Origin of the sequence: Streptomyces sp. BR123, from assembly GCF_013401435.1 — a bacterium.
Classification (GTDB): domain Bacteria; phylum Actinomycetota; class Actinomycetes; order Streptomycetales; family Streptomycetaceae; genus Streptomyces.
On the sequence record NZ_JACBGN010000087.1, the window covers coordinates 1 to 24,728 of the forward strand.

20 protein-coding genes and 1 pseudogene are annotated in these 24,728 nt (G+C 71.9%); 13 read left to right on the forward strand and 8 right to left on the reverse strand.

Annotated elements, in window-relative coordinates; all coding sequences use genetic code 11:
- Positions 1–41 precede the first annotated feature (41 nt).
- The 3 genes from argF to HYE82_RS16165 are packed head-to-tail and all read left to right on the forward strand — an operon-like array spanning position 42 to position 3,555.
- Positions 42–1,082 (forward strand): ornithine carbamoyltransferase, encoded by a 1,041-nt coding sequence (argF, locus tag HYE82_RS16155; protein ID WP_179174768.1) that lies wholly within the window; start codon positions 42–44, stop codon positions 1,080–1,082.
- Positions 1,073–2,026, forward strand: coding sequence for a carbamate kinase (arcC, locus tag HYE82_RS16160; RefSeq protein ID WP_179174769.1), 954 nt, complete (start codon positions 1,073–1,075; stop codon positions 2,024–2,026). Before argF ends, arcC begins: the two co-directional genes overlap by 10 nt.
- Positions 2,023–3,555, forward strand: a complete 1,533-nt coding sequence (locus tag HYE82_RS16165; protein WP_179174770.1) for a YfcC family protein — start codon at positions 2,023–2,025, stop codon at positions 3,553–3,555. The genes arcC and HYE82_RS16165 overlap by 4 nt, the downstream gene beginning before the upstream one ends.
- Before the next feature lie 192 nt (positions 3,556–3,747).
- Here HYE82_RS16165 and HYE82_RS16170 read toward each other — a convergent pair whose 3' ends face one another.
- Together HYE82_RS16170 and HYE82_RS16175 are read right to left on the reverse strand one after the other, a co-directional pair.
- Positions 3,748–4,677 carry a universal stress protein gene (locus HYE82_RS16170; protein WP_179174771.1) on the reverse strand — a complete coding sequence of 310 codons (930 nt, stop codon included), beginning with the start codon at positions 4,675–4,677 and terminating at the stop codon, positions 3,748–3,750.
- A gap of 156 nt (positions 4,678–4,833) precedes the next feature.
- Positions 4,834–5,628, reverse strand: a complete 795-nt coding sequence (locus tag HYE82_RS16175) for a sigma 54 modulation/S30EA ribosomal C-terminal domain-containing protein (RefSeq protein WP_179174772.1) — start codon at positions 5,626–5,628, stop codon at positions 4,834–4,836.
- A 127-nt stretch (positions 5,629–5,755) separates the two neighbouring features.
- On the opposite strand from HYE82_RS16175, the gene HYE82_RS39005 reads away from it, so the two are divergent.
- Positions 5,756–6,058, forward strand: a complete 303-nt coding sequence (locus HYE82_RS39005; RefSeq protein ID WP_306439591.1) for a hypothetical protein — start codon at positions 5,756–5,758, stop codon at positions 6,056–6,058.
- 190 nt (positions 6,059–6,248) lie between these two features.
- Here the strand turns inward: HYE82_RS39005 and HYE82_RS16185 are convergent, their stop codons facing one another.
- On the reverse strand, positions 6,249–6,929 hold the full coding sequence (locus tag HYE82_RS16185; protein ID WP_179174773.1) for a CBS domain-containing protein: 681 nt from the start codon (positions 6,927–6,929) through the stop codon (positions 6,249–6,251).
- Positions 6,930–7,466: 537 nt separating this feature from the next.
- Here HYE82_RS16185 and adhE point away from each other — a divergent pair.
- Positions 7,467–10,148 carry a bifunctional acetaldehyde-CoA/alcohol dehydrogenase gene (gene adhE / locus HYE82_RS16190; protein ID WP_179174774.1) on the forward strand — a complete coding sequence of 894 codons (2,682 nt, stop codon included), beginning with the start codon at positions 7,467–7,469 and terminating at the stop codon, positions 10,146–10,148.
- Between the two features lie 105 nt (positions 10,149–10,253).
- On the forward strand, positions 10,254–11,951 hold the full coding sequence (locus HYE82_RS16195; protein ID WP_306439592.1) for a GAF domain-containing sensor histidine kinase: 1,698 nt from the start codon (positions 10,254–10,256) through the stop codon (positions 11,949–11,951).
- Between the two features lie 13 nt (positions 11,952–11,964).
- Here the strand turns inward: HYE82_RS16195 and HYE82_RS16200 are convergent, their stop codons facing one another.
- A complete protein-coding gene (locus HYE82_RS16200) occupies positions 11,965–12,432 on the reverse strand; it encodes a pyridoxamine 5'-phosphate oxidase family protein (RefSeq protein WP_179174776.1) in 468 nt (155 codons plus the stop codon).
- 300 nt (positions 12,433–12,732) lie between these two features.
- Between HYE82_RS16200 and HYE82_RS16205 the strand changes: the two genes are divergently transcribed.
- A complete protein-coding gene (locus HYE82_RS16205; RefSeq protein WP_179174777.1) occupies positions 12,733–13,458 on the forward strand; it encodes a response regulator transcription factor in 726 nt (241 codons plus the stop codon).
- Positions 13,455–13,691: pseudogene (locus HYE82_RS39010) on the forward strand (universal stress protein); the annotation flags it as partial. The gene HYE82_RS16205 and the pseudogene HYE82_RS39010, both read left to right, overlap by 4 nt.
- A 271-nt stretch (positions 13,692–13,962) precedes the next feature.
- Here HYE82_RS39010 and HYE82_RS16215 read toward each other — a convergent pair.
- On the reverse strand, positions 13,963–14,565 hold the full coding sequence (locus HYE82_RS16215; RefSeq protein WP_309144337.1) for a hypothetical protein: 603 nt from the start codon (positions 14,563–14,565) through the stop codon (positions 13,963–13,965).
- Between the two features lie 705 nt (positions 14,566–15,270).
- Between HYE82_RS16215 and HYE82_RS16220 the strand changes: the two genes are divergently transcribed.
- A complete protein-coding gene (locus tag HYE82_RS16220; RefSeq protein ID WP_179174778.1) occupies positions 15,271–16,659 on the forward strand; it encodes a hypothetical protein in 1,389 nt (462 codons plus the stop codon).
- A 262-nt stretch (positions 16,660–16,921) separates the two neighbouring features.
- Here the strand turns inward: HYE82_RS16220 and grpE are convergent, their stop codons facing one another.
- On the reverse strand, positions 16,922–17,545 hold the full coding sequence (gene grpE / locus HYE82_RS16225) for a nucleotide exchange factor GrpE (protein ID WP_179174779.1): 624 nt from the start codon (positions 17,543–17,545) through the stop codon (positions 16,922–16,924).
- A complete protein-coding gene (gene dnaK / locus HYE82_RS16230) occupies positions 17,542–19,404 on the reverse strand; it encodes a molecular chaperone DnaK (RefSeq protein ID WP_179174780.1) in 1,863 nt (620 codons plus the stop codon). Before dnaK ends, grpE begins: the two co-directional genes overlap by 4 nt.
- A gap of 1,405 nt (positions 19,405–20,809) precedes the next feature.
- Here dnaK and HYE82_RS16235 point away from each other — a divergent pair.
- Positions 20,810–21,601 carry a phytanoyl-CoA dioxygenase family protein gene (locus tag HYE82_RS16235; protein ID WP_179174781.1) on the forward strand — a complete coding sequence of 264 codons (792 nt, stop codon included), beginning with the start codon at positions 20,810–20,812 and terminating at the stop codon, positions 21,599–21,601.
- Between the two features lie 349 nt (positions 21,602–21,950).
- The gene (locus tag HYE82_RS16240) at positions 21,951–22,325 is read left to right on the forward strand and encodes a VOC family protein (RefSeq protein ID WP_179174782.1); all 375 of its coding nucleotides are present in this window, start codon (positions 21,951–21,953) and stop codon (positions 22,323–22,325) included.
- 622 nt (positions 22,326–22,947) lie between these two features.
- Here HYE82_RS16240 and HYE82_RS16245 read toward each other — a convergent pair.
- Positions 22,948–23,376: a MerR family transcriptional regulator gene (locus HYE82_RS16245; protein WP_179174783.1), complete on the reverse strand. Its 429-nt coding sequence runs from the start codon at positions 23,374–23,376 to the stop codon at positions 22,948–22,950.
- A gap of 91 nt (positions 23,377–23,467) precedes the next feature.
- Between HYE82_RS16245 and HYE82_RS16250 the strand changes: the two genes are divergently transcribed.
- Both HYE82_RS16250 and HYE82_RS16255 read left to right on the forward strand, forming a co-directional pair.
- The gene (locus HYE82_RS16250; protein WP_179174784.1) at positions 23,468–24,133 is read left to right on the forward strand and encodes a class II aldolase/adducin family protein; all 666 of its coding nucleotides are present in this window, start codon (positions 23,468–23,470) and stop codon (positions 24,131–24,133) included.
- Complete coding sequence (locus HYE82_RS16255; protein WP_256987297.1) at positions 24,130–24,570, forward strand: carboxymuconolactone decarboxylase family protein; 441 nt, start codon at positions 24,130–24,132, stop codon at positions 24,568–24,570. The genes HYE82_RS16250 and HYE82_RS16255 overlap by 4 nt, the downstream gene beginning before the upstream one ends.
- The last annotated feature ends 158 nt before the right edge of the window (positions 24,571–24,728 follow it).

The following is a 24,728-nucleotide window of genomic DNA, read 5'->3' on the forward strand; positions in this document are numbered from 1 at the left end:
CCCGCCAACCGCCCACCGCCGCACAGGCAAGGAGCCCCACCATGCACATGGACCTCCGAGGTCGCGCCTTCCTCAAGGAACTCGACTTCACACCCGAGGAGTTCCGCCACCTGCTCGAACTCTCCGCCCGCCTCAAGGCGGCCCGCCGCGAGGGAAGCGAGGAGCAGCACCTGCGCGGCAGGAACATCGCCGTCATCTTCGAGAAGACCTCGACGCGCACCCGGTGCGCCTTCGAGGTCGCCGCGCACCAGCAGGGCGCGCACGTCACCTACCTCGACCCGGCCGGCTCGCAGCTCGGGCACAAGGAGTCGGTCAAGGACACCGCCAGGGTCCTGGGCCGCTACTACGACGGGATCGAGTACCGGGGCAGGGACCAGGACTCGGTGGAGGAGCTGGCCCGGCACGCCGGCGTGCCGGTCTGGAACGGCCTGACGGACCAGTGGCACCCCACCCAGTCGCTCGCCGACGTGCTGACGATGTGGGAGCACACCGACAAACCGCTGCACCAGGTCTCCTTCGCGTACCTGGGCGACGCCCGCAACAACGTGGGCAACTCCCTGCTCGTCACCGCCGCGATGCTCGGCATGGACGTACGCATGGTGGGCCCGGCCTCCCTGCACAACGCCCCCGACGTCGTGGAGCGGGCGCGCCGGGCGGCGGCGGAAAGCGGCGCGCGGATAACCCTGACCGAGGACGTGAGCCAGGGCGTGGCCGGCGCCGACTTCCTCTACACGGACGTGTGGCTCTCCATGGGGGAACCGCCGGAGATGTGGGACGAGCGCATCGACCTGCTCAGGCCGTACCAGGTGACCGCCCGCACTCTGAAGGCGACGGGCAACCCGGCCACGAAGTTCATGCACTGCCTCCCGGCCTTCCACAACGGCGACACCGCGGTCGGCGCCAGGATCGCGGCCCGGACCGGGATGACCGCGCTGGAGGTCACGGACGAGGTCTTCGAGTCGCCGCACTCCATCGTGTTCGACCAGGCCGAGAACCGGCTGCACACCATCAAGGCCGTTCTCGTCGCCACCCTCGGCGACCACCCCGTCCCCTCACCCCGTAAGGACGCACCGTGCGCATAGTCGTCGCCCTGGGCGGCAACGCCCTGCTGCGCCGTGACCAACAGCCGGACGCCTCTGTCCAGTTGAGCAACGTACGTGCCGCCGTGACGGCTCTGGCACCCCTCGCCCGCCGGCACGAGCTCGTCATCACCCACGGCAACGGACCCCAGGTCGGCGTGCTCGCCCTGCAGAGCGCCGCCGACCGCACCCTGACCCGCCCCTACCCCTTTGACGTCCTCGGCGCGGAAACCCAGGGCATGATCGGTTACTGGCTCCTGCAGTCCTTGCAGAACGCACTGCCGGAGCGGCAGGTCTGCGCACTGCTGAACCAGACCCTCGTCTCCGCCGCCGACCCGGCCTTCGCCGACCCGGCCAAGTTCGTGGGCCCCGTGTACGGGAGGGCCGAGGCCGAGCGCCTGGCCGCCGAACGCGGCTGGACGGTCAGGCCGGACGGCACCCACTGGCGGCGCGTCGTGCCCTCGCCACGTCCGCAGCGGGTCGTCGAGACGCGGCTGATCCGGCTGCTGCTGGAGTCGGGCGCGGTGGCCGTGTGCGCGGGGGGCGGCGGCGTACCGGTGATCCGGGACGACCACGGGCAGCTCACCGGCGTCGAGGCCGTGGTCGACAAGGACCTCACCGCCGCCCTCCTGGCCGAGGCGCTCGACGCCGACGCCCTGCTGCTGCTCACGGACGTCGCCCACGTCTACCGCGGCTACGGCAGTCCCGGCGCCGAGCCCATCCGGCGGACCACGCCCGCTGCCCTGAGGGCCCAGCGGTTCCCGGCCGGATCCATGGGCCCCAAGGTCGACGCCGTGTGCCGGTTCGTCGAGTTGACCGGCGGCACCGCGGCCATCGGTGCCCTGGAGGAGGCCCACCTCATCCTCGACGGAGCCGCCGGCACCGTCGTCACGCCCGGCGGCCCTCACCGCGAGGACGGCCACGACACCGCGCAGGACCGGACATGACCACCCACAGCGCACCCGTGTCCCCCCGGCCGGCCGGCGCGGAAGCGGACTCCGGCAAGGCAGGCGCCCCCCGGCGGAGGGTGCGCTTCCCGTCGGCCTTCACGGTGCTCATCGCGGTCACCGCGGCGGTCTGGGCCCTGACCTTCGTGATTCCCGCCGGCCGTTACGCCACCGAGGACGGCAGCCCCGTGCCCGGCACCTACCACCGCGTGGGACCGGGCTCCGGCGGATGGGACCGGCTGGAGGACCTCTTCCTCTCACCCGTCAACGGCCTGTACGGCGTCACCGACACCCAGACGGGCATCACCACACCCGGCGGAACCGGCACCTTCGCCGGTGCGGCCGGCGTGTTCCTCTTCATCCTGGCCGTGGGCGCGTTCATCACCGCCGCCCTGCGCACCGGCGCCCTCACCGCCGGAGTGGCACGGCTGGCGCAGCGCCTGCACCGCCGCAGGACCCTGCTCCTGGTCGTCCTCCTGACGGTGTTCTCGCTCGGCGGGACCACCTACGGCATGGCCGAGGAGACCCTGGGCTTCTACGGACTGATGATTCCGCTGATGCTGCGCCTGGGGTACGACCGCATGGTCGCCGCGACGGTCATCATGGTGGGTGCCGGGGTCGGCACCCTCGCCTCCACCGTCAACCCCTTCGCCACGGGCGTGGCCTCCGACAGCGCCGGTATCGGCACGGGGGAGGGCATCGTACTGCGGCTGCTGATGTGGGCCTCCCTGACGGCGCTGGCCGCGGGGTACGTCGCGCGCTACGCCCGGCGGGTCGCCGCCGACCCCTCCCGCTCCCTGACCCCCCTCACCGAGGAGGACCGCCGGATCGGCGACGAGGCCGAGGGTACGGCGGGCATGACGAAACGCCAGGGCGTCGTGCTGTGCCTGTTCGCGGCGACCTTCCTCCTCATGGTCGTCGCCGTGGTGCCCTGGGCCGATCTGCACATCGCCTTCCTGCCCACGCTCGGGTGGTACTTCCCGGAGCTCGCCGCCCTGTTCCTCGTGGCGGCGATCGCCGTGGGGCTCGTCGGCGGCCTCGGGGAGAAGGGGACGGCGGACGCCGTCACCGCCGGAGCCGGCGACTTCATCGGGGCGGCGATGATCGTCATGCTGGCCCGCGGCGTCACCGTGATCATGAGCAACGCCGGCGTCACCGACACGGTCCTCGACGCGCTGCAGCGTACGGTGTCCGGCACGTCGTCCGGGGTGTTCGCCGTCCTGATGTTCGTGGTGAACCTGCCCCTGGCCTTCCTCGTCCCCTCCTCCTCGGGGCACGCCGCCCTGGCCATGCCGATCCTGGCTCCCCTGGCCGACTTCGCCGGCGTCGACCGCGACCTGGTGGTGACCGCGTACCAGTCGGCCTCGGGATGGGTGAACCTCATCACGCCGACCTCGGCCGTGGTCATGGGCGGCCTCGCCGTGGCGAAGGTCCGCTACGACCAGTACCTGCGCTTCATCGCGCCCCTGATGGGCGCGCTGCTGGTGGCCGTCGCCGGCTTCCTCGTCCTGGGGACGGTCGTGCGGTAAGTGTCCGCACGCCGTCGGCGGCCGGCGGACCGGGTGAACCGGTCCGCCGGCCGCCCGCCGTCATGCTCCTCCGCGGGGCGCCCGGCGCGCCGCGGTACGGGGCTGCGCGCGGGCGCAGGACACCGCGGCGGCCGTCCGGGGGAGTGCTCCCGGACGGCCGCCGCGGCGTCCTGCGCGAAGGTGAGGGGAGGATCAGGGATGGGGGACCACCGCCACGGGCGCCGCGGAGTTGCGCAGCACCGCGTGAGCGACCGGGCCGATGTGCGGGCCCAGCGCCGCCTGGCGCACGCGCCGTCCCACGATCAGCAGCGAGGCGTCCTTCGAGGCCTCCGCCAGATGAGCCGCGGGACGCCCGACCACGCACTGCCCCACCACACGCACCCCGGGGTGCGTGCCCCGCCAGGGCCGCAGCGCGTCGGCGAGTGAGGGCGTGTCACCGCCCGCACGCGCGACGCCGCCCCGGGGGCGGAGTGCGGCGGGACCCTGTCCGTCGGCCGCCGCGGCGCTCCGGCCGTGTATGACGCGGAGGATGGCCTTCCGCATGGCCGCGGCGTCGAAGGCGTACGCCAGCAGTTCGTCGCACGGTCGCGCGAGGTCCAGGCCGAGCACCACATCGGTGCCCCGCGCCGGCGGGCACTCGGCACCGGCCCCGCGCCGGGGCCCGCCGCCGCTCCGTTCTCCCGCGGGTACGACGACGACCGGGCGCTCCGCGTGGGCGATGACGGGCAGCGACACCGAGCCGGACAGGAACCCGCCCACGGCGCCGAGACCGCGGGAGCCGAGGACCAGCACCTCCGCTTGCCCCGCCGCCGAGAGGAGGACCCGGGCGGGGTGGCCGAGGGCCTCTTCGACGGTGACGTCCAGAGCGGGGTCGGCCTGCCGCAGCCGATCGGTGATCTCGCGTCGGACGCGCCCGCCGCTCCACCGCGTGAGCGCCGTCCCGGCGGGTGCGGTGCCCGCGCTCCGGAACGCCGAGTGGACGAAGGCGGGCGTCCCCTCCTGCCGGGCGTGCAGGATCCGCAGGGGCAGGGCCAGGCGCCGGGCCTCTCGGGCGGCCCACGCGGCGGCGGCCAGCGACTCGGCCGAGCCGTCCACACCTGCGATGACGCTACGGCTTGACATGGGATACCTCCAGGTTGTGTTCGAGGGGAAACCGGCCGCGCCGCGCGGCCCGGGACCGCGCGGAAACGCAGGCCCCCCGGGCGGCGGTCGGGCCGGCCGGGGGAGCGGGTCGGTGGGCCACGGGGCGTCCGGCGGAGCAGGGCCGCCGGACAGGTTCTAGCGAGCGGGGGTGATCAGGCCGTAGTGGCCGTCGTAGCGGTGGTAGAGCACGCTGCCCCGCCCGGTGGCGGTGTCCCTGAAGAAGACGAAGGGCAGCCCGGTGAGCCGCAGGCGCCGGGCGGCCTCGGCCACCGTGCTCGCGGGTACGGGGACCGTGCTGACGCTGAACTCTCCGGCGACCTCCCGTTCGGGGCCGAGGGGGCCCAGCGACGCCATACGGGGGCGGCCGGTGCGGGTGTCGCGGTAGACCACGCTGTCGTGGCCGGACACGAGGTCCGTGAAGAGCCAGAAGTCGTGGTCCATGGCCTCCAGGTCGATCACCGCGTCCTCGGGCGTCTGGGGGGCCAGCAGGAACGTCTTGTGCCGCACCACGCCGCGCTCCTCGGCGGGCACATGGTGGCGGTTCGGACGCTGTGCGGCACCGGGGGTGTCCGACCACGGAGTGACCGGGCCGCCGTCGCGGAGCCCGCGCCCGGCATGCCGCCGTACGCGGGCGAGCCGCGCCCGGAGGCGCTCCTGCAGAAGGTCGACCGCCTCGAACATGGTGGTCGCGGACACGTGGGCGCGTACCGGCCGGCCGTTGACGTCCACCACCGCCTGAGCCGTCGCCGGATTCACCACGGACGCGGCGAGGGCCTGCGTGAGCTTCACCCGGGCCGCCAGCACCGGCTCGCTCAGGTGGTCGACCACCGTGAGCACCTTCTCCTGGGCGTACGGCGCCGCACCGTGCGGGACCGGGCCCCGGGTCCGTACCTGGACGTCGACTGCCTGGCTGGTCTTGAGACCGCTCATGGGAACTCCTCCTTGATTGCCTCCAGCCTGGCGGTCGCGCCACGTCAGTTGCAGTGCCCTTCGGTCCCTGCCGCAGTGCCACCGGACCCCCGCTGCGCGCGGCGGGAGGCCTCTGCGAGGGGATTCCGTGAGGGCCTTTCGGCCCTGTCCGACGGACGAGCCGCCACCGCGCAAGCCGTCGGGGGCATTCCGCCCGGCCGGCCTGCACGCGCACGGGCTGTACGGGAGGTCCGCGGCCCGCACCCGATGCCGGGGCGACGACCACACGAACCACTCCACGGCGGCCGCAGCCGCAGCCCGCGCCCGGGACGGCCGGATCGTCACCGCAGTGAACGCCTGTCACTTCACCGGAGGACCCCGCGCCGAGCCGGAGCCGGTCCTCATCGGCACGGCAGCCGCGCAGGGCCCCTGCCAACTGGACGTGTCGTAGCCGTAGGAGCCCCGACCGAGGAGGTGTTCCCCCATGAGGCCGGTCCCGTCAGGCCCTGCTCGACCTCTTCCCCGACCCCCAGGCCGTCGTCAGCGACGGCGACCGCATGCGAACGGTCCTCAGCACCGACTGCTGCCGGCAGGCCGCGTCCGGGCCGACCGCCGCCTCGACGCCGAGGAAACCGCCCCGCTCAGCGCGGACTGACCGTGCGATCGCCCGCCCGCCCGGCCGTCAGCCGGTTCATCACACCGATCACGCCGTCCACCCGCCAAGCGGATCGGATCCATGCAGCCGTGTCGGCTCCGGGCGGCGGGGAGCCGAGGAGGGTGACCACCCCGTCGCTGACCTCGACGGAGATCGCGGAGGCGCCCGGGAAACCGACGGAGAGAGCGTGGGCGACATCCGTGCGGATCTCCTCGTCGGCCCGGAGGAAGACGCGCAGGAGGTCACGGCGTGTCGTGATGCCGATGAGCCGGTCCTCCTCGTCGACCACGGGCAGCCGGTCGATGCGGCGGCGCTCCATGATGCGTGCCGCGTCGACGACCCGCTGCTCCGGATGCACGGTCACCGCGGGGCTGGACATCAGCTCGCCGGCCGTACGAGCCGCGGCGGCGGGGCGGCCACCGACGATCCGCCTCAGGGCGTCCACCAACCGGCGCGGGCCGTGTCCGGCCCCGCCGGGCGCGGCCTGCCGCCTGGTGAGGTCGGTCTGGGAGACAACGCCCATGACCTTGTCGTCGTCGTCCACGACGGGCAGGCCGCTGATCCGGTGGGCGGTCAGCAGCCGGGCCAGCTCCTTGAAGGACGTGCCCGGTCGCGCCTGCACCACCTCGCTGCTCATCACTTCCCCCACCGTCCGGTTCCTGACCATCGTCCTCATCTCCTCTCATGATCTCCTCCCGTACGGCGACGGGTCCGCACCGCGCAACCGGCACGGACCGCGGCCCGGCCTTTGAACAGCTCGCCCGGACACGTGCCGACGCCGCGCGGCGGCCGGACCTCGCCGGAGCACGCGGCTGCGCCCCGCCGCGTGGAGCCGGAGGACCCGGCCAGGTGCCGGCAGGTGCGCGTCGCCGTCCTCCACGGTGGCGCACCGAGCGGGCACGGTACAGAACCGGACGGTCCCGTGCCGGGGGCCGTTGGGCCCGCCGGGGCGGGCGTTGCGGTGCGGGGGAGGAGGAGGGGCCGACGACCCGGGCCCGCGCCCGCCCGGCGTGACGGCTGCGCGGTGCGATCGACCCCGGGAACGCCTGAGCAGGACCGGCCGGGAGCCCATCGGTCCGCCGCACGGGACCTTCGGGACCTGCACGGCCTGCACCGCCGGAGGCGAGGCTGGAGCCGAGACGACGGGCGCATCCGGGCGGCCGCCCGGCGCGGTGCGCCGTGCCCCCACCATCAGGAGCTGTCCATGACCCAGCTGACCCACGACACGGCCCGGACGACGACCGGCGGTCCCCGCGAGACGGCCGGCGGTGCCCCGGCGGAGACCCGGATCGCCGTGGACGCGCTCGTCGACAACGCCGCCAAGGCGCTCGCCGACTACGAGTCGCTCACGCAGGAGCAGGTCGACCACATCGTCGCCAAGGCCTCCGTGGCCGCGCTCGACCAGCACACCGCCCTGGCGCGGCTGGCGGTGGAGGAGACGGGCCGCGGGGTCTTCGAGGACAAGGCGGCCAAGAACATGTTCGCCTGCGAGCACGTCACCCACAGCATGGCTCGGACAAAGACGGTCGGCGTGGTGGGACGTGACGACATCGAGGGCATCATCGAGATCGCGGAACCGGTCGGTGTGCTCTGCGCCGTCACCCCGGTCACGAACCCGACGTCCACCACCGTCTTCAAGGCGCTGCTGGCGCTGAAGACGCGCAACCCCGTGGTGTTCGCCTTCCACCCCTCGGCGCAGGCGTGCAGCTCCGAGGCCGCACGCATCGTCAGGGACGCCGCCGTCGCCGCCGGTGCCCCCGAGCACTGCGTGCAGTGGATCGAGACCCCCTCGATCGAGACCACGAGGCTCCTCATGCACCACCCCGGTGTGGCTCTGATCCTCGCGACCGGCGGCAACGCCATGGTGAAGGCGGCCTACTCCGCGGGCAAGCCGGCCGTCGGCGTCGGCGCCGGCAACGTACCGGCCTACGTGCACCGCAGCGCCGACGTGCGTCGGGCGGTCAACGACCTGGTGCTGTCCAAGTCCTTCGACAACGGCATGATCTGTGCTTCCGAGCAGGCGGTCATCCTCGACGACGACGTGTACGACGAGGCGCTCGCCGAGTTCCGGCGCCTGCACGCGCACCTCGCCACGGCGGAGGAGAAGCGGAAGCTGGAGACCTACCTGTTCCCGCCGGACGCGTCGGGCCGACAAGGCCGCGTCAACGCGGCGGCCGTGGGGCGCAGTCCCGACTGGATCGCGGAGCGGGCCGGCTTCACCGTTCCCGCGCAGACGTCGCTCATCCTCGCCGAGGCCGACCACGTGGGGCCGGACGAGCCGCTTTCGCGGGAGAAGCTCTGCCCTGTGCTGACGGTTCTGCGGGCCGGCTCGACGGAGGAGGGCTTCAACCTCGCCGCCGACATGGTGGCCTTCCACGGACAGGGACACAGCGCCGTCATCCACACCGCGGACGCGTCACTCGCCGAACGCTACGGCCGGCGTATGAAGACCGTGCGCATCATCGTCAACTCGCCCTCCTCGCAAGGCGCGATCGGCGGCATCTACAACCGTCTGCTCCCGTCCCTCACCCTCGGCTGCGGCTCGTGGGGCAGCACGTCCGTCTCCGACAACGTCTCCGCCGCCCAGTTGCTCAACATCAAGCGCGTCACCACCCGGCAGAACAACCTCCAGTGGTTCAAGGTGCCGCCGAAGATCTACTTCGAGCCGCACGCCATCCGGTACCTGGCCGCGATGCCCGACGTCCACCGCGTCACCGTGGTCACCGACGCCACCATGACGCGCCTCGGCTACGTCGACCGCGTCAGCCGCGTGCTTCGGCAGCGTGAGCAGCCCGTGACCGTCCAGGTGCTCGACGACGTCGAACCGGAGCCGAGCATCGACTCCGTACGGCGCGGCGCCGCCCTCATGCGCGCATTCCAGCCGGACACCGTCATCGCCCTCGGCGGAGGATCGCCCATGGACGCGGCGAAAGTGATGTGGCTGCTGTACGAACAGCCGGACATCGACTTCGCCGACATGCGCCAGAAGTTCTCCGACATCCGCAAGCGCGCCTTCCGCTTCCCCGTGCTCGGCAACCGGGCGCGCCTGGTCTGCATCCCCACCACGTCGGGCACCGGCGCAGAGGTCACCCCCTTCGCCGTGATCTCCGACCCGGCGACCGGCAAGAAGTACCCGCTGGCCGACTACGCCCTCACGCCCAGCGTGGCCATCGTCGACCCCGTCCTCACCGCCGACCTGCCCGCGTCGCTCGCCGCGGACAGCGGGTTCGACGCCCTCACCCACGCCACCGAGGCGTACGTCTCGGTCTACGCCAACGACTTCACCGACGGCCTGGCACTGCACGCCATCAAGCTGGTCTTCGAGAACCTGGAAGCGGCTGTCACCGGTCGGAACGCACAGCGCGCCCGGGCACGGGAGAAGATGCACAATGCGGGCACCATCGCAGGTATGGCCTTCGGCAGCGCCTTCCTCGGCATCGTCCACGCCATGTCCCACACCCTGGGCGCCACCTTCCACATCTCCCACGGCCGGACCAACGCCGTCCTGCTGCCCCATGTGATCCGCTACAACGGCACCGTCCCGGCCAAGCTGACGGGCTGGCCCAAGTACGAGAGCTACCGGGCACCCGAGCGCTTCCAGGAGATCGCACGCGCCCTGGGGCTGCCGGCCGCCACCGCCGCCGAGGGCGTCGCCTCGTACGCGGCAGCGGTGGAGCGGCTGCGTGACGCCGTCGGCATCGAACCGTCCTTCCGCGCTCTGGGGATCGACGAGGCGGCCTTCATCACCGCCCTGCCGCAGCAGGCGCTGAACGCGTACGAGGACCAGTGCGCGCCGGCGAACCCGCGCACGCCGATGCTGGACGACATGGAGGAGATCATGCGTTCCGCCTACTACGCGGGCCCGAGGCCGCTGCCCCCGGTGTGATCGACCGGCCGCCCGCACGGCCGTTAGGCTGTGGCTTGCGCGGGCAGGTGATCGAGGTCGGGAGGTCCCGTGGGCATGGAGGAACCGTTGTCGCGGATGCCCCAGATGCGGCTCGACGAGCTGCTGGAGGAGCTGCAGACGCGCATCAACGCTGCCCGCGGGACCCGGGACCGCGTGCACAGCCTTCTGGAAGCAGTCGTTTCCGTGGGCCGCGAGCTGGACCTCTCCCAGGTGCTGCGGCGCATCGTGGAAGCCGCCGCGCTGCTGGTCGACGCCCAGTACGGGGCCCTCGGAGTGATCGGCCCGGACGGCCGCACCCTGTCGCAGTTCCTCACCTACGGGCTGACCGACGAGGAGATCGGCAGGATCGGCCCCTTCCCGGCGGGACACGGCATCCTCGGCGAACTCATCCGCCATCCCGAGCCGCTGCGGCTGCCCGACCTGACCGCGCACAAGGCGTCCTACGGCTTTCCCGCCCACCATCCGCCGATGCGCACGTTCCTGGGCGTGCCGATCCGGGTGCGGGACGAGGTGTTCGGCAACCTCTACCTGACCGACAAGCGCGGGGGTGAGCAGTTCGACGCCGAGGACGAATCGGTGATCACCACGCTGTCCGTGGCGGCGGGTGTCGCCATCGACAACGCCCGGCTCTACGAGGCCTCGCAGCGCCAGCGGCGGTGGCTGCAGGCCAGCGCGGAGATCACCAACAGCCTGCTGTCCGGCAGCCCGCGGCTGGAGGTCCTGGAGATGATCGCCCGCCGCGCCCAGGACATCACCGGGGCGGCGCTCGCCGACGTCAGCGTGCCCGTGCCCGGCACCGACGACCTGGTGGTGGAGCTGGCCCTCGGCTCCGACGGGGACTTCCGCCGCGGGCTGGTCGTGCCGGTCGAGGGAACCCTGTCGGGGGCCGCCTACCAGGCGGGTGAGCCCGTGACCACGGCCGGCCTGGCCGAGGACGACCGGTACGGCGCCGGTCCGCGGCGCTTCGACGGCCTGGGGCCGGCGGTCGCCGTCCCGCTGGGCACGAAGGCCAAGGACACCCGGGGCGTCCTGCTCCTGGCCCGCCACCAGGGACAGCCCCTCTTCACCGAAGGGGAGCTGGAGCCGCTGCTGGCCTTCGCCGGACAGGCCGCGCTCGGGCTGGAACTGGCCCAGCGCCGCAGTGACGCCGAGCAGCTCGCGCTGCTGGAGGACCGCGACCGCATCGCGCGTGACCTGCACGACCTGGCCATTCAGCGACTCTTCGCCACGGGCATGACCCTGCAGAGCGCCGCGCGGCTCGTCCAGCACGACGGTGCCGCCGAGCGGATCGCGCGGGCGGTCGACGACCTCGACGAGACCATCAAGATCATCCGCTCGACGATCTTCGGCCTGCGGGCCCGTGAAGAGGAGACCGGCTACAGCCTGCGGGCCCGCGCGGCCCGCGCGGTGGGCGAGGCGGCGACGACACTCGGCTTCCCGCCGCGCCTGAGCATGGAGGGCCTGCTCGACACGGACGTACCCGCGCCGGTCGCCGATCACGTGCTGGCGGCCCTCAGCGAGATGCTCAGCAATGCCGCCCGCCACGCCCACGCCACGCGCGTGGAGGTCTCCCTGCGGGCCACGCGCGACGAGGTGGTCCTCACCGTGGCGGACGACGGCCGCGGCATCCCGCCCGACGGCCGGCGCAGCGGTCTGCGCAACCTTCAGGAGCGAGCCGACAAGGCGGGCGGCAGCCTGCGGATCGAGCGCCCCGACGAGGGAGGCAGCCGTCTCGTGTGGCGAGCCCCGCTCCTCGGACCGCCGGGTGACCGCCGTCCTTGACGGCGGCGGCGTGCTACAGGGTGAGCCGCATGCCCGTGACCAGATCCGGCCGGATGCGCAGCGCCGAGTTCATGACCGGGTGGTCGATCCACGGGCGCAGTCGGTCGGCGAACCGGGCGAGTTCCCCGGGGTCGGTGACCAGCTGGGCGTAGCCGGTGACCACGACACTCCAGCCGATGTGGGTCTCGGGGTCGATGACGTCCGCCTCATAGGCCACCACGACGCCCGCGGCGTCCGTGGGCGCCACGATGGAGGTGAGGGCCGCTCCGTCGTGCAGCCGGATGACGATGTCGTCGCCGTCCATGAGGTGGTTGACGGGGCGGACGGCCGGCAGGGCGTGCTCGGTGAAGACGATCCGCCCCAGGGAGACGCTCCCGAGCAGACGCAGCGCCTCTGCACGGTCGAGGGGTGCCATGCGCCGGGGTGTGGCCACCGCCTCACGGTGGCTGTCCACCGTGTGCTGCGTGGCTTCGTCCCTCATCGTGCCCACCTCTGATCCGGCTCGGTCCTTGCGCTTGTCAGGTGCCTCAAGCCAGCGTCCACCGTGTCGACCGGCCGCAACAGGGCCGAACGGACCCCATGTGGCCCCGTGCGCCGAGCGGATCCGCGCAGGTGGGATCGGGACCACCCGGGTACGCGTCGAGGGAGCCGCGACAGCCGGGCAGGAAGGACATGCGGCGGAAACGAGGGCCATCCGGCCCTGGCCGGCCGCCCCGCGCACGCGGCACGATGCCACGGAGTCCGCCCGTGGCGGAGCAACTGGGCGAACACGGAGTGTGTGATGACGTACGGCAGCGAAAGCCTCGGCGAGAAGGCCCCGGTCAGGGTCTTCCTCCTCGACGACCACGAGGTGGTGCGCCGTGGCGTGCACGATCTGCTGGACGCGGAGCCGGACCTCACCGTGGTCGGCGAGGCGGGTACGGCCGAGCAGGCCCTCGTCCGGGTGCCCGCGCTGCGCCCGCAGGTCGCCGTCCTGGACGTGCGCCTGCCGGACGGGGACGGTGTGAGCGTCTGCCGGGAGCTGCGCTCCACCATGCCGGACCTGGCCTGCCTGATGCTCACGTCGTTCGACGACGAGGAAGCGCTGCTCGACGCGATCATGGCCGGGGCGTCCGGTTACGTGCTGAAGCAGATCAGCGGCACGGACCTGGTCCACGCCGTCCGTACGGTCGCCTCCGGTCAGTCGATGCTGGACCCAGGCGCCACCGCGCGGGTGATGGCCAGGCTGCGCGGCGGCACCCCCCAGGAGGACCAGGCACAGGGGCTGCCCCAGCTGACGGAACGAGAGCGCGAGATCCTCGCCCTGGTGGGAGAGGGGCTGACCAACCGCGAGATCGGCAAGCGGCTCTACTTGGCGGAGAAGACGGTCAAGAACAACATCTCCCGGTTGCTGGCCAAGCTGGGCGTGGAACGCCGGGTGCAGGCCGCCGTCATCGCCACCCAGACACTGGGCAGCCAGGCCGGCCAGATCGGGTCGTCGGGGCGCGTGAGCCACCAGAGGGCCTGAGGCGGCCGCAGACGGGACGGGGACGGGGACGGGCGTGTCGGGTCCTCTCCGGCCCGCACCCCGGTGTACCGGTCGTCCGGGAATGCCACCCGGGGCGGCCGGCGCAGGATCTCACGGACACGGCGGACGGATCCCGGTTCGTCGTCGTGGGCCGCAGGAACCGCAGTTCGAGGACCGGCACCCGTACCGGGGCCGTCACCCACGCCGTACTGCACCACGCGTCGGCGCCCGTCGCCGTCGTCCCGCACGACTCACGTGCGCGGCCGGTACGCCGACCCGATCCGCCGGAGAGGCCGACCGCCCGGGCCACAGGACCGGGACGTGCATCCGGTTCGAGGACGGCCTCGGCCTGTCGTCGTTCGAGCAGTCGCTGCCGGTCGCGGTACCGGTCGTGGTCGGCTCGCTGTGCCCCGTCCCGGTCGGTCGCGCCGGGAACACCACGTCGCTCGCTCGCCGGGCGATGTCTGAGATCCGGTGCGCCGGCCGGCGGCCCGGGCGGGGTGGTCACCCGGTCCGCCAGGCGCTCACGATCCAGAAGACCGCGAACCCCGTCCACAGGATGGCGAAGCCCCAGACCAGGGGGTGTCCGCCGAACAGCGCCATGCTACCGAGCCATCCGACCCCGACGGCCACGAACGGCCAGCCGAAGTTGGGGAAGGCGAGGAGGCCCGAAAGCCGCCCGCTCATTGCTCCCCACGCCCCCGCCGCCAGGAGCAGGCAGCCCAGCGCGAGCCACGGCAGGACTCCGCTCTGCGAGGAGGGCGCGTACGAATAGGTGCGGCCGCGCACCTCCAGTCCCACGACCTCACCCCGCCATAGCCGGACTTCGGACCGGTCCCCCGTCCTGACCTCGTCGTACGTCTGCGACCCCACCGCCAACCAGGCGGTGCGGTCGGGCCACTCGACCTTGACGTCGTGGTACCTCGTGCACGTGGTGCCGCCCCCGGCCACCCCGCCGGTCACCGTACCCCCCATGCTTCCGCCGGCGCCGGCCATGCCGCCTCCGCCGATCGTCGTGACGCCCCCGGTCGTGCCACCGCTCGTGCCGTTGGAGGTGCAGTGCTCGCCCGTCCGGCGGTCGAGCACCGTGCCCGCCTCACGCCGCACGCAGGCCTCACCGTCATCCCCGTTCCCCCTCCCGGTCCCGACCTCGCAGACCGGCGCGTCGCGGTACACCATGGTCGCCCCGTACCCTTCGGCGACCTGCTGACCGCAGAGAAGGACTCCCGATCCGGCCGCGAGGACGACCAGTCCCCGTAACCAGACGGGCAGCCGACCGCGATACCCACCCCGCCCGTACCCCGTTGTCTTCACTGAGCCGTGATGCCCCTCCGGCGGAGCCCTCATGCGTCGCCCCCTCCCCCCCTGCCGGGGCGACAAGAAGGGGTTGGGCACGTCGACTGTGCGGCCCGGGCGACGGCTGCCCGGCCGAGCAGGGCCGCAGCGACGGTGAAGGCGACGAGGGCGGAACGCAGGCGGAACGCGGCGGTGCGGATCCCGCCGACAAGCGGCCACCTGATCGGCGCGTACGGCCTCGCGGACGCGGCCGCCGCCCGGGCCCGCCGACGTGCCCGTGCAGGGGCGGTCGCGGGTGCGATGCCCGGTCCGGCTCGAGGTCGGCGGGGCGCGGCCCGCCTTCAGGCGGCCCGCCGTTCCTCTGCTCCGTTCCGGCTCATCGCTCGCCCGTCCGGGCTGTCCGCCCGTCCGTACGGATCACGCCGGGAAGCCGACGGCGGTTGCGCGTGGTCGGCTTGGCTCGGCTGGTTGCAGTCTGTGACAGCCGGCCGTACACGGTGGAGGAAGGAGTCCCTGATGTCTCGTCGGCATGTCCAGGCTGTCCTGGGTCTCGTGGCGGGCGCGCTCGCGGCGGTCCCCGTTCCGGCCGCTCACGCCGCCCCGGTGCAGGTGCCCTGCTCGGTTCCGGATCTCGTCGCGGCGATCAACGCGGCGAACGGTTCGCCAGGACCCGACAGGCTCCGATTGGCGCGCAAGTGCACGTACAAGCTGACATCGCCGGACCCGGTGAACCCCGGCAACGGGCTGCCGGTGATCACCAGTGAGATCGCCATCGACGGGCGCGGGGCCACGATCGAACGGGACGAGCACGGGAGCAGCACCGCGAAGTTCCGTATCCTCTTCGTCGGTCCGACGGGCAACCTCACTCTCACCCGCACGACCATCAGCGGCGGCTTCGCCACGGACTGCCCCGCCTTTCCCGACCCGCCCGGCCTGGCCTGCGGCGGTGGCATCTCCAACGCCGGAACGATGAGGGTGAACCGCAGCAGGTTCATCGGGAACACGGCCCGGTCCGACCTGTTCGCCCAGGGCGGCGCCATCGACAACCCCGGCACCGGTAGCGTGACTGATACCGAGGTGACCGGAAACCACGTGATCTACAGCGGGAGCGGCGTCGGCGGCCTCGCCGCGGGCGGTGCCATCGCGAACGACGGTCCGCTGACGGTCACCGGCTCCCGGCTGACCGGGAACACCGCGACCGTCACGGCGGACACCGAGAGCATTGCCTTCGGGGCAGCCGTCATCAGTTTCGCCCGGACCACCATCGAGAACACGGTCATCAGCAGCAACCGCTCCTCCGCCCCGGGCGGAATCGCGCGTGCCGCCGTCTCCAACGGCATCCCGGAGCCCGACAGGCTGATCGTGACCGGCGGCGCGATCAGCGACAACACATCGGACGCTCCGCGCGGCCTCGCCCAGGGCGGCGGTGTCGCGAACAACGCCCTGATGACCATGACCAAGGTGAAGATCAGCGGAAACCGGGCGGTCGCCGAGAACGGCACCGCACGCGGCGGCGGCGTCCGCATGGGCCCCTTCGGCACGCTCGACCTGACCGAAAGCCACATCACCGGCAACGCAGTCAGCGCACCCAACGGCACGGCTCAGGGAGGAGGCCTCGACAACCCCGACGGCGGGACGCTGACGGCCAGGCGCAACAAGGTTCTCCGCAACACGGCCACCGCGAAGGGCGGCACCGCGCGCGGCGGCGGCCTCTACCACGCCGGGGGAGCCACCGGACGGGGCACCACCACGCTGGAGCGGAACACCATCTCGCACAACCGCGCGGGGGACGGCGGCGGCATCTTCAAGGCAACCGGAATCCTCACCCTGAGCGGCGACGACGTCCGCGACAACTCCCCGAACAACTGCAGCCCGGCCGGCACGGTCCCGGGATGCACCGGCTGACGGTTCACGAGGCACCGCATGCTGCCGCGGCCGACCGGCCGCGTCCGAGCCCTCCGGCGGTCTTCCGGGCCGCCGGCCTCCGCTGTGTCCCTCAAGGGTGTGAGCCAACGGAGAGGCGTCCGGTGAGGTTGGGGACACAGGCAGGCTGCGGCTTGGCGAACAGCCTTGCCGGCCGGACCTCCCGCCGCCACGCGGTGGGGTCGGGTGACGGGCGCTGCCGTTCGTCATCCGGCAGATGAAGATGCCGGGACTGGCCTTGGATCTAGCCGGGCTCTGCTAGGTCGGGTGGCTCGCTCACCGTGACCTGCGCCGGGCGCAGGAGGTGTTGTCCGACGCGGTAGCCGGGTCTGAGCACGATGGTGCAGGTCGGCTGGTCGATCTCGTCGGACTGCTGGTAGGAGATCGCTTCGTGGCGGGTCGGGTCGAAGGGTTCTCCCGGGGCCCCGACTTCCTGAAGGCCCAGCGCGGCGAGTTGTGTTTCGAGCGCGTCGGCGACCGCTCGCAGGCCGGGGTCGATGTCGCCGTGGTCGCGGGCCTGGTCAATGGCGTCCAGGACGGGCAGCAGCCCGCGCAGGACATTGACCACCGCGATTTCCCGTATCGCGAGGCGGTCACGCTCCACCCGCTTGCGGTAGTTGTCGTATTCCGCCTTCAGGCGCTGCAGGTCGGCGGTGCGTTCGGCGAGCCGGCTGTGTTCGGCGCTGCTTCCGGCGGCAGGGCTGCCGCCAGGAGTTCCGGATCCACTGCCGCCGGTCTCGGTGTGCTCGGAAGTGCCGCTGTCGGCTGCCCTGAGCTCCAGGGTGACGGGGTCGATGCGTCGCTTGTCCCTGATCACGATGAGCGGTGTCTGCTTGCGCGGTCCGCCGGAAGACTTGGGTGGGCTCATCGCGCGTCTCCCTTCGGGTTCTCGTCGTCGACGATCTCCGCATCGACGACCTCTTCCTCCGTGCTGGACGACCCGGCTCCGGATGCCGACCCGCCGCCGCTTGCGGCAGCTCCCTGTGCGTCGTAGAGGGCAGTGCCGATCTTCTGCGCGACGGTGCTGGCGTGCTCCGTGGCCGTGCGGATGGCCGAGGTGTCCTGGCCCTTGAGCTTCTCCTTCAGGTCTGCGATCGCGGTTTCGGTCTCGCTCCTGAGGTCGGCCGGGATCTTGGACGCGTTGTCGCGCAGCAGCCTCTCGGTCTGGTAGACGAGCTGTTCGGCGCTGTTGCGGGTCCCCGCCTCCTCCTTGCGCCGGCGGTCTTCCTCGGCGTGCTGCTCGGCCTCGCGGATCATGCGGTCGATGTCCTGGCGGGGCAGGGACGAGCCGCCGGTGACGGTCATCTTCTGCTCCTTGCCCGTGCCCAGGTCCTTGGCGGTCACGTGCATGATGCCGTTGGCGTCGATGTCGAAGGAGACCTCGATCTGCGGGACGCCGCGCGGGGCCGGCGGCAGGCCCGTCAGCTCGAACATGCCGAGCTTCTTGTTGTACGCCGCGATCTCGCGCTCACCCTGGTAGACCTGGATCTGCACGGACGGCTGGTTGTCCTCGGCCGTCGTGAAGATCTCCGACCGCTTGGTCGGGATCGTGGTGTTGCGCTCGATGAGCTTGGTCATGATGCCGCCCTTGGTCTCGATGCCGAGGGACAGCGGGGTCACGTCGAGGAGCAGGACGTCCTTGACCTCACCCTTGAGGACACCGGCCTGGAGGGTGGCGCCGATGGCGACGACCTCGTCCGGGTTCACGCCCTTGTGCGGTTCCTTCCCCGTCAGTTCCTTGACCAGCTCCGTCACGGCCGGCATGCGGGTGGACCCGCCGACCAGGATGACGTGGTCGATGTCCGATACCTTGATCTTCGCGTCCTTGACCGCGTTGTGGAAGGGCGCCTTGCAGCGCTCCAGGAGGTCGGAGGTGAGCTGCTCGAACTGCGAGCGCGTGAGCTTCTCGTCCAGGTGCAGCGGACCCTCGGCGGACGCGGAGATGTAGGGCAGGTTGATCGTCGTCTCCGTCGTGGCGGAAAGTTCGATCTTCGCTTTCTCCGCGGTCTCGCGCAGACGCTGGAGTGCCATTCTGTCCTGGGACAGGTCGATACCGTAGGCGTTCTGGAACTGCTTCACCAGGTGATCGACTATCTTCTGGTCCCAGTCGTCGCCGCCGAGGTGGGTGTCACCATTGGTGGACTTGACCTCTACCAGCCCCTCGCCGATCTCCAGGAGCGACACGTCGAAGGTGCCGCCGCCCAGGTCGAAGACGAGGATCGTCTGGTCGTTCTCCTTGTCCAATCCGTACGCCAGCGCTGCGGACGTCGGCTCGTTGATGATCCGCAGCACATTCAGGCCTGCGATCTCACCGGCTTCCTTCGTCGCGGTGCGCTGCGAGTCGTTGAAGTACGCCGGAACGGTGATCACGGCGTCCGTGACGTCCTCGCCGAGATACGCCTCCGCGTCCCGCTTGAGTTTCTGCAGGACTCGTGCCGAGATCTCCTGAGCCGTGTACCGCTTGCCGTCGATGTCTCCGGTGTGCGGGAAACCCCAGTCCGCCTCGCCGATGTGGCGCTTGACCGACCGCGCGGTGCGGTCGACGTTGGTCACCGCCTGCCGCTTGGCGATCTCTCCTACCAGGACCTCTCCGCCCTTGCCGAAGGCCACCACGGAAGGCGTGGTCCTGTTTCCCTCGGTGTTGGTGATGACCGTGGGCTCGCCGCCCTCCAGGACTGCGACGACGGAGTTGGTCGTGCCCAGGTCGATCCCGACTGCGCGTGCCATGATCCGCTCCTCTCAGATCCATGAACCTTTCGACTGCTCACCGCCGGCGGACCGAGCAGGGCCGCCGCCGTACCGGTCCGGTGCAGGAGGCGTCGTACCAGGGGTCACGTGACGCTCACCAAGCGTAGAGCGGTGGCCGGGTCCGGCGCCCGGCGGCGGGCTCCCACCGGGACGCCGGGTCCGTGGCAGTTGCAAAACTCGATTCCACTGAACTCGACCTCCACCAGACGCGCACCATCGGACAACGCCCCCTCCAGGATTACTCGGAGTCGCGGCGCGCTCAGAATGTCGTTCTTTCCCGACACGGCGACCTTGAGGTGCCCGTCGGCGCGCTGTCTGATCACGGCCGCGAGAGGCGGTGCTTCGGGCACGACCGCAACCTCGCTCTCGTCCTGGCAGGTCCCGGCAACCGCGGACCGAGGGCGGCGGCCGGCCCTGGGAAGGGCCGGCCCGCGCCCCGTCTTCCACGTGTCCGCCATGCGCGATGTCGATCGGCTCGGGGGCCGCCGCCGGGCAGGCCCGGTGCGACGACGAAGGCGTCCTCCTCGCGGAAGACGTTCACGGCCGCCGGCCGGACCGCGGTTTCCGGACCCTGCCGTCGGCCGTTCCGATCGCGGAAGGGATCGGTCCGCACGGGCATCCCTGTCACTCCCCTCCAGACTCGTCGCAGATGCACATGGCAACAGCACCTATATAACTCGCGGCAATAAAGTTGACAAGGGTTGACTCAAGAGAGTCGGGCGCGCTGCGTGCTGTCCGCTCACGGAAGATCACGCATGGCAGCGGCTGACGGCAGCGACGGCGGTGGACGGCGACCTGTCCGGGCAAGGTGCCACCGGCCTGCGGCGCCGGGTCGCACCCGCTGACAGATCTGACCGCCGCACTCGACAACCCCGACGGCGTGACGACGCTCTCCCGGCTCGGCACTCCGCCACACCTGCCGAAGCGCCCCCGGCATGCAGGTGGCCCACGGGGCGGCACGGGGCGGTGACGTCCGCATTCTCGGTCCGCGCAGTTCGCGCCGGACAGTCGAACGACTCGCCGGCTCCGGCCGGGGTGAGCCCGATGCCGCGGCAGCACTGCTCGACCCGGGTCAGCGCGATCGGCGACCGGCCCGAGCGGGGCGAACCGTGGTGGGCCCACGCGGAACTGCTGCCGCGGCCCCCTCTGGGTACGGGCCGCATTCGCCGATCGGCGGCACGGTCGATGAACTCGCGAACCACGTCAACGGCATCTCGCCCCGGGTGACCCGCGGCTCTCTATCCTGACTCCAGGATCACCCCGCGGCGGGCCTTCCGGCGTGTCCCGCTCATGCTCCGAGAAGGGGGATCGGTGAGCCGCACCCGACAAAGGCGGTGCGGAGAATGTCGGGTCATGGGGACGGGCACCGCCGCACGATGGGGGCATGGATGACACGACTTTCATATCCCGTTTCCTCCGCGACGGCTTCGTGAAGCTGGAGGGCGCCGTCGCGCCGCGCGTGGCCGCGGACTGCGCGCGGCTGCTGTGGCGCGAGACGGGCTGTGACCCTGAAGACCCGGCGACGTGGACGCGGCCCGTGCACTGGGTGGGCGGCATGGCGCAGGGACCGTTCGCCGCTGCACCCAACTCCCCGGCCCTGCACCGCGCGTACGACCTGCTCGTCGGCGCGGGCCGCTGGGAGCCGCGCTACTCGCTCGGCACGTTCCCGCTGCGCTTCCCGCACGAGGAGGAGCCGGACGACGCGGGCTGGCACATCGAGGGCAGTTATCTGCCGGAGGGCGAGAGCTGGTACTTCACGAATCTGCACTCCCGGGGCCGGGCGTTGCTGATGCTGTTCCTGTTCAGCGAGGTCGGTGAGGAAGACGCCCCGACCCGGATCCGGGTCGGCTCCCACCTCGACGTGCCGAAGGTGCTGGAGAAGTACGGGGAGGACGGGGCGAGCGGGCGGGACCTTGCGCCCGATCTGGTGGCGGCGTCCGACCACCGGCCACTCGCCCTCGCCACCGGGTCCCCGGGCGACGTGTTCCTGTGCCACCCGTTCCTGGTGCACGCGGCGCAACCGCACCATGGGGTGCGACCGCGCTTGATGGCCCAGCCGCCGCTGATGCCGGCAGCGCCGTACGAACTGGAGCGGGCCGACGGCGCGTATTCACCCGTGGAGATCGCGATCCGTCGGGGCCTGGGGCACGACGTTCCCGTTGCCGGCCTGCGCTGAGAAACGCTTCCACGGCGGCCGGCTGGATGAAGGAGAGCTGGCTGCAGGTGGAAGTGCCGCGGCGGCGCTCGGTGCCTGGCTCGCCTTCTGCGAGGGCGAAGCCGGGTTCTCGACGCCGCCGACCTCACGCACCCGGCGAAACGCGGCCGGACCTCAGCGATCCGGGTCCGAGGGAGGGCCCGAGGGCCCTGACCTGCCCACCCTCCCGGGCGACGTGCCCACCGAAGACGCCGCTTGCCGGGCCGGGCGCGCCCCGGCGCCCCGTCGCGCATGGCCGACGCGGCGGCGGGTACGACCCCTCTGTGGTGGGGGAGTGGCGGAAGCAGTCGAGGGACGAGGGACGTCGGAAATGATTCGAAAGCTGCAGGCGATCGCGCTGGACTGTGCCGATCCGGTACGGCTGGCGGAGTTCTACGCGGATCTGCTCGGGGGCCGGGTGGTCGTGAACCCGCAGGATCCCGACTGGGTTGAGGTGCACGGGTTCGAGGGGACGCCGTTGGCCTGCCAGCGGGTGGACGGATACCGGTCGCCCGAATGGCCCGGCCAGCAGCAACCGCAGCAGCTCCACCTGGACTTCGACGTGGACGACCTCGACGGGGAGGAGAAGCGGGCACTCGCTCTCGGTGCGACCGTACTGGAGCGGACTGACCAGCTCCGTCCGGAGGCCAACTGGCGCGTGTACGCGGACCCGGCAGGCCATCCGTTCTGCCTCTGCCTCCATTGAGACCACCGCAGCCACTGAGGCGGCGATCACGGCAGGCGCAGCGCGAATCCGGGGCGGGCAGGGCGAGGTCCCCCCTCGGCGAGTCGGGTCGGCGTCCCCCGGGCCGGCAGGGCGGGAAGGCCGGCCTTCGTCGTCCGGCTGCGCAGCGGCCGGACCGTCAGCCAGGGGACACGCATGGCCGAGCCAGACCGCAGCGGTGTGCGGCCCGCAACGGCCGCGTCTCGCCGCGCGGCGCGCAGGAGCCGCGAAGTCCCGCGGCGACCTTCGCGATGTGTACGAGCCGGGCTCGGACTCCGACTCTGTCGGGGACCGAGCCCGTCCCGTGTGCCGCCTGGCCGGCCTTGCCGCGAGTCCGCTCTCCTGCTGATGGCGCAGCAGCAGAATCGGGGCGTCGATGCAGGCAGCGGGGCGCAGCCGGACGGCTGCGCCGAGGTGGTCGGTCTTCGTCCGGGCCGCCTCGTCGGGCATGCGTGCCGAGTGCCGCCATGGATGGCTGAAAGCGCAGCCTCCCGTGCTGCGCCGGCTGTGATGAGCGGACGTAGCCCGATATGCGCGTGGGACTTCGCCCTCACCGCAATCCGTTCTGGTCGGCTCCAGGCCGGAAAACGCCCGCCCACACAGGTCACGGCGCCGGATCCGGTGCCTGCCAGGCTGCCATCTGCTCCCGGAACTTCGGGCAGCTGACGATGTCTTCTTCGCTGCACTTGAGGGCGTGGGTCAGGAGCTGGTGGGCGTGGTCGAGATCGATCATGCGCTGCTCGATTTCGGTGATCTTGGCGCGGATCATCGCTTCTCGGTGGGGCTGCTCCCGCTGGAACTCGTTGATCTCGGCCAGGGTCAGCCCTGCCTGCTGACACTTGCGCAGTACCGTGATCCGCTCGGCTGCCGCCGGCGGATAGCGCCGCTGCCCACTCTCCCGCTCGGGCGCGGGCAGCAGGCCGTGTCGTTCCCAGTACCGGATGGCCGAAGCGGGCACTCCGGTGATCTCGGCGAGTCGGCCGATCGTCATGCGCACGCTCTGCTCCTGCTGCTCCTCGGCGGTTCCGGCCATTTGACTTGAACCTTAGTTCAAGTTGAAGAGTGGTCGACACGTGAACAGCGGCGAACGAGACGCCGCTGACAGCACACTTGGAGATGCCGCCATGAGCGATGCGTACGTAAGGAAAGAGCGGGCCGACCAGTTGGCGCAAGCCGCCGAGAAGCTCTTCGCGGCCGGGGTGATGTCCCACTCCGGGCACGCCAACCTCAGCGCCAGGCTGGAGGGTGAGCGCCTTCTGCTGACACCGGGGTTCGTCCGCGGTCTGCGACCCGAACAGCTGGCGACCGTCGATTTCGAGGGGCAGGTCCTCGAAGGCGAGCTGCAGTCCGTCAGCGCCGAGATCATCGCCATGCACAGCGCGGTGTACAAGGCCCGCCCCAACGTGGGTGCGATCATTCACACCCACTCGCCCTCTGCGACCGCCTTCGCCGTCGCCCATCGGCCGCTGCCGTGCCGCACTGAGCCGATGCTGCGCTTCGGGCAGGCCGAGGACGTTCCCGTGGTCCCCTGGGGGCCTCGCGGATCGGACGTGTCGGTGCGCGGTATCGCCGACGTGCTGGAACGGCGCCCGACGACGGCTGCGGTCCTGCTGGCCAACCACGGCCTCCTGGTGTTCGGCCCGGATGCGGCGGCCACGGCCCACCTCGTGGTGGCGATCGAGGAGAGCGCCGAAGCCGAGATCGCCGCCGCGGCGATCGGCGGGGCCGTGGACTTCCCCCCGGGCGCCCAGGAAGCCGTGCGTGCCGCGATCGCCAGGGTCACGTCATGACGGACGACACCCCCACCCGCCGTGCGGAGGCCATACGCGACCGTTACCGCTCAACCCTCGGGGCCGTTCCCGGCGGGGTGCAGGAGCGGCTGCGCGTGGCCCAGGAGTTCGGACGACTGCCGACCGAAGAGGCGATTGCGGCACTGCGCCACGTCGTGCTGACCGACAATCCGCTGGGAGCGCGGGTGCAGCAGCTCGTCCATTTCGGGCAGTTGCTGGCTCTTGGCCGGGCACACCCGGCCCGGATCCACGCCCGGGGCGCACTCCACGCCGGAGCTGTTGTCGCCGACCTCATCGGCGTCGCCGAGACCGCCCTCATCACCGCGGGCGTGCCGGCGTACGCACTCGGCACCGAGATCATTGCCGAACTCCTGCCGCAGGGAGACGGCGGTGACCGGCGGCCGTCGGGCCCCGCGGGCGGTCCGGACCGACTCTGAGGCCGATGTCCCGCCTGTCGACGGGCAGGGCCGTCACCGCAGCGTGGCGGGGTGACGGCCCTCGCAGGTGGGGGTGGAGCGGTGGGGCCGGGCCTCCCGGCCGGTGCCGACCTGTGCACGCTCGCCTACGCGTGAGGGCACGGGCTCTGTGAGGGGGG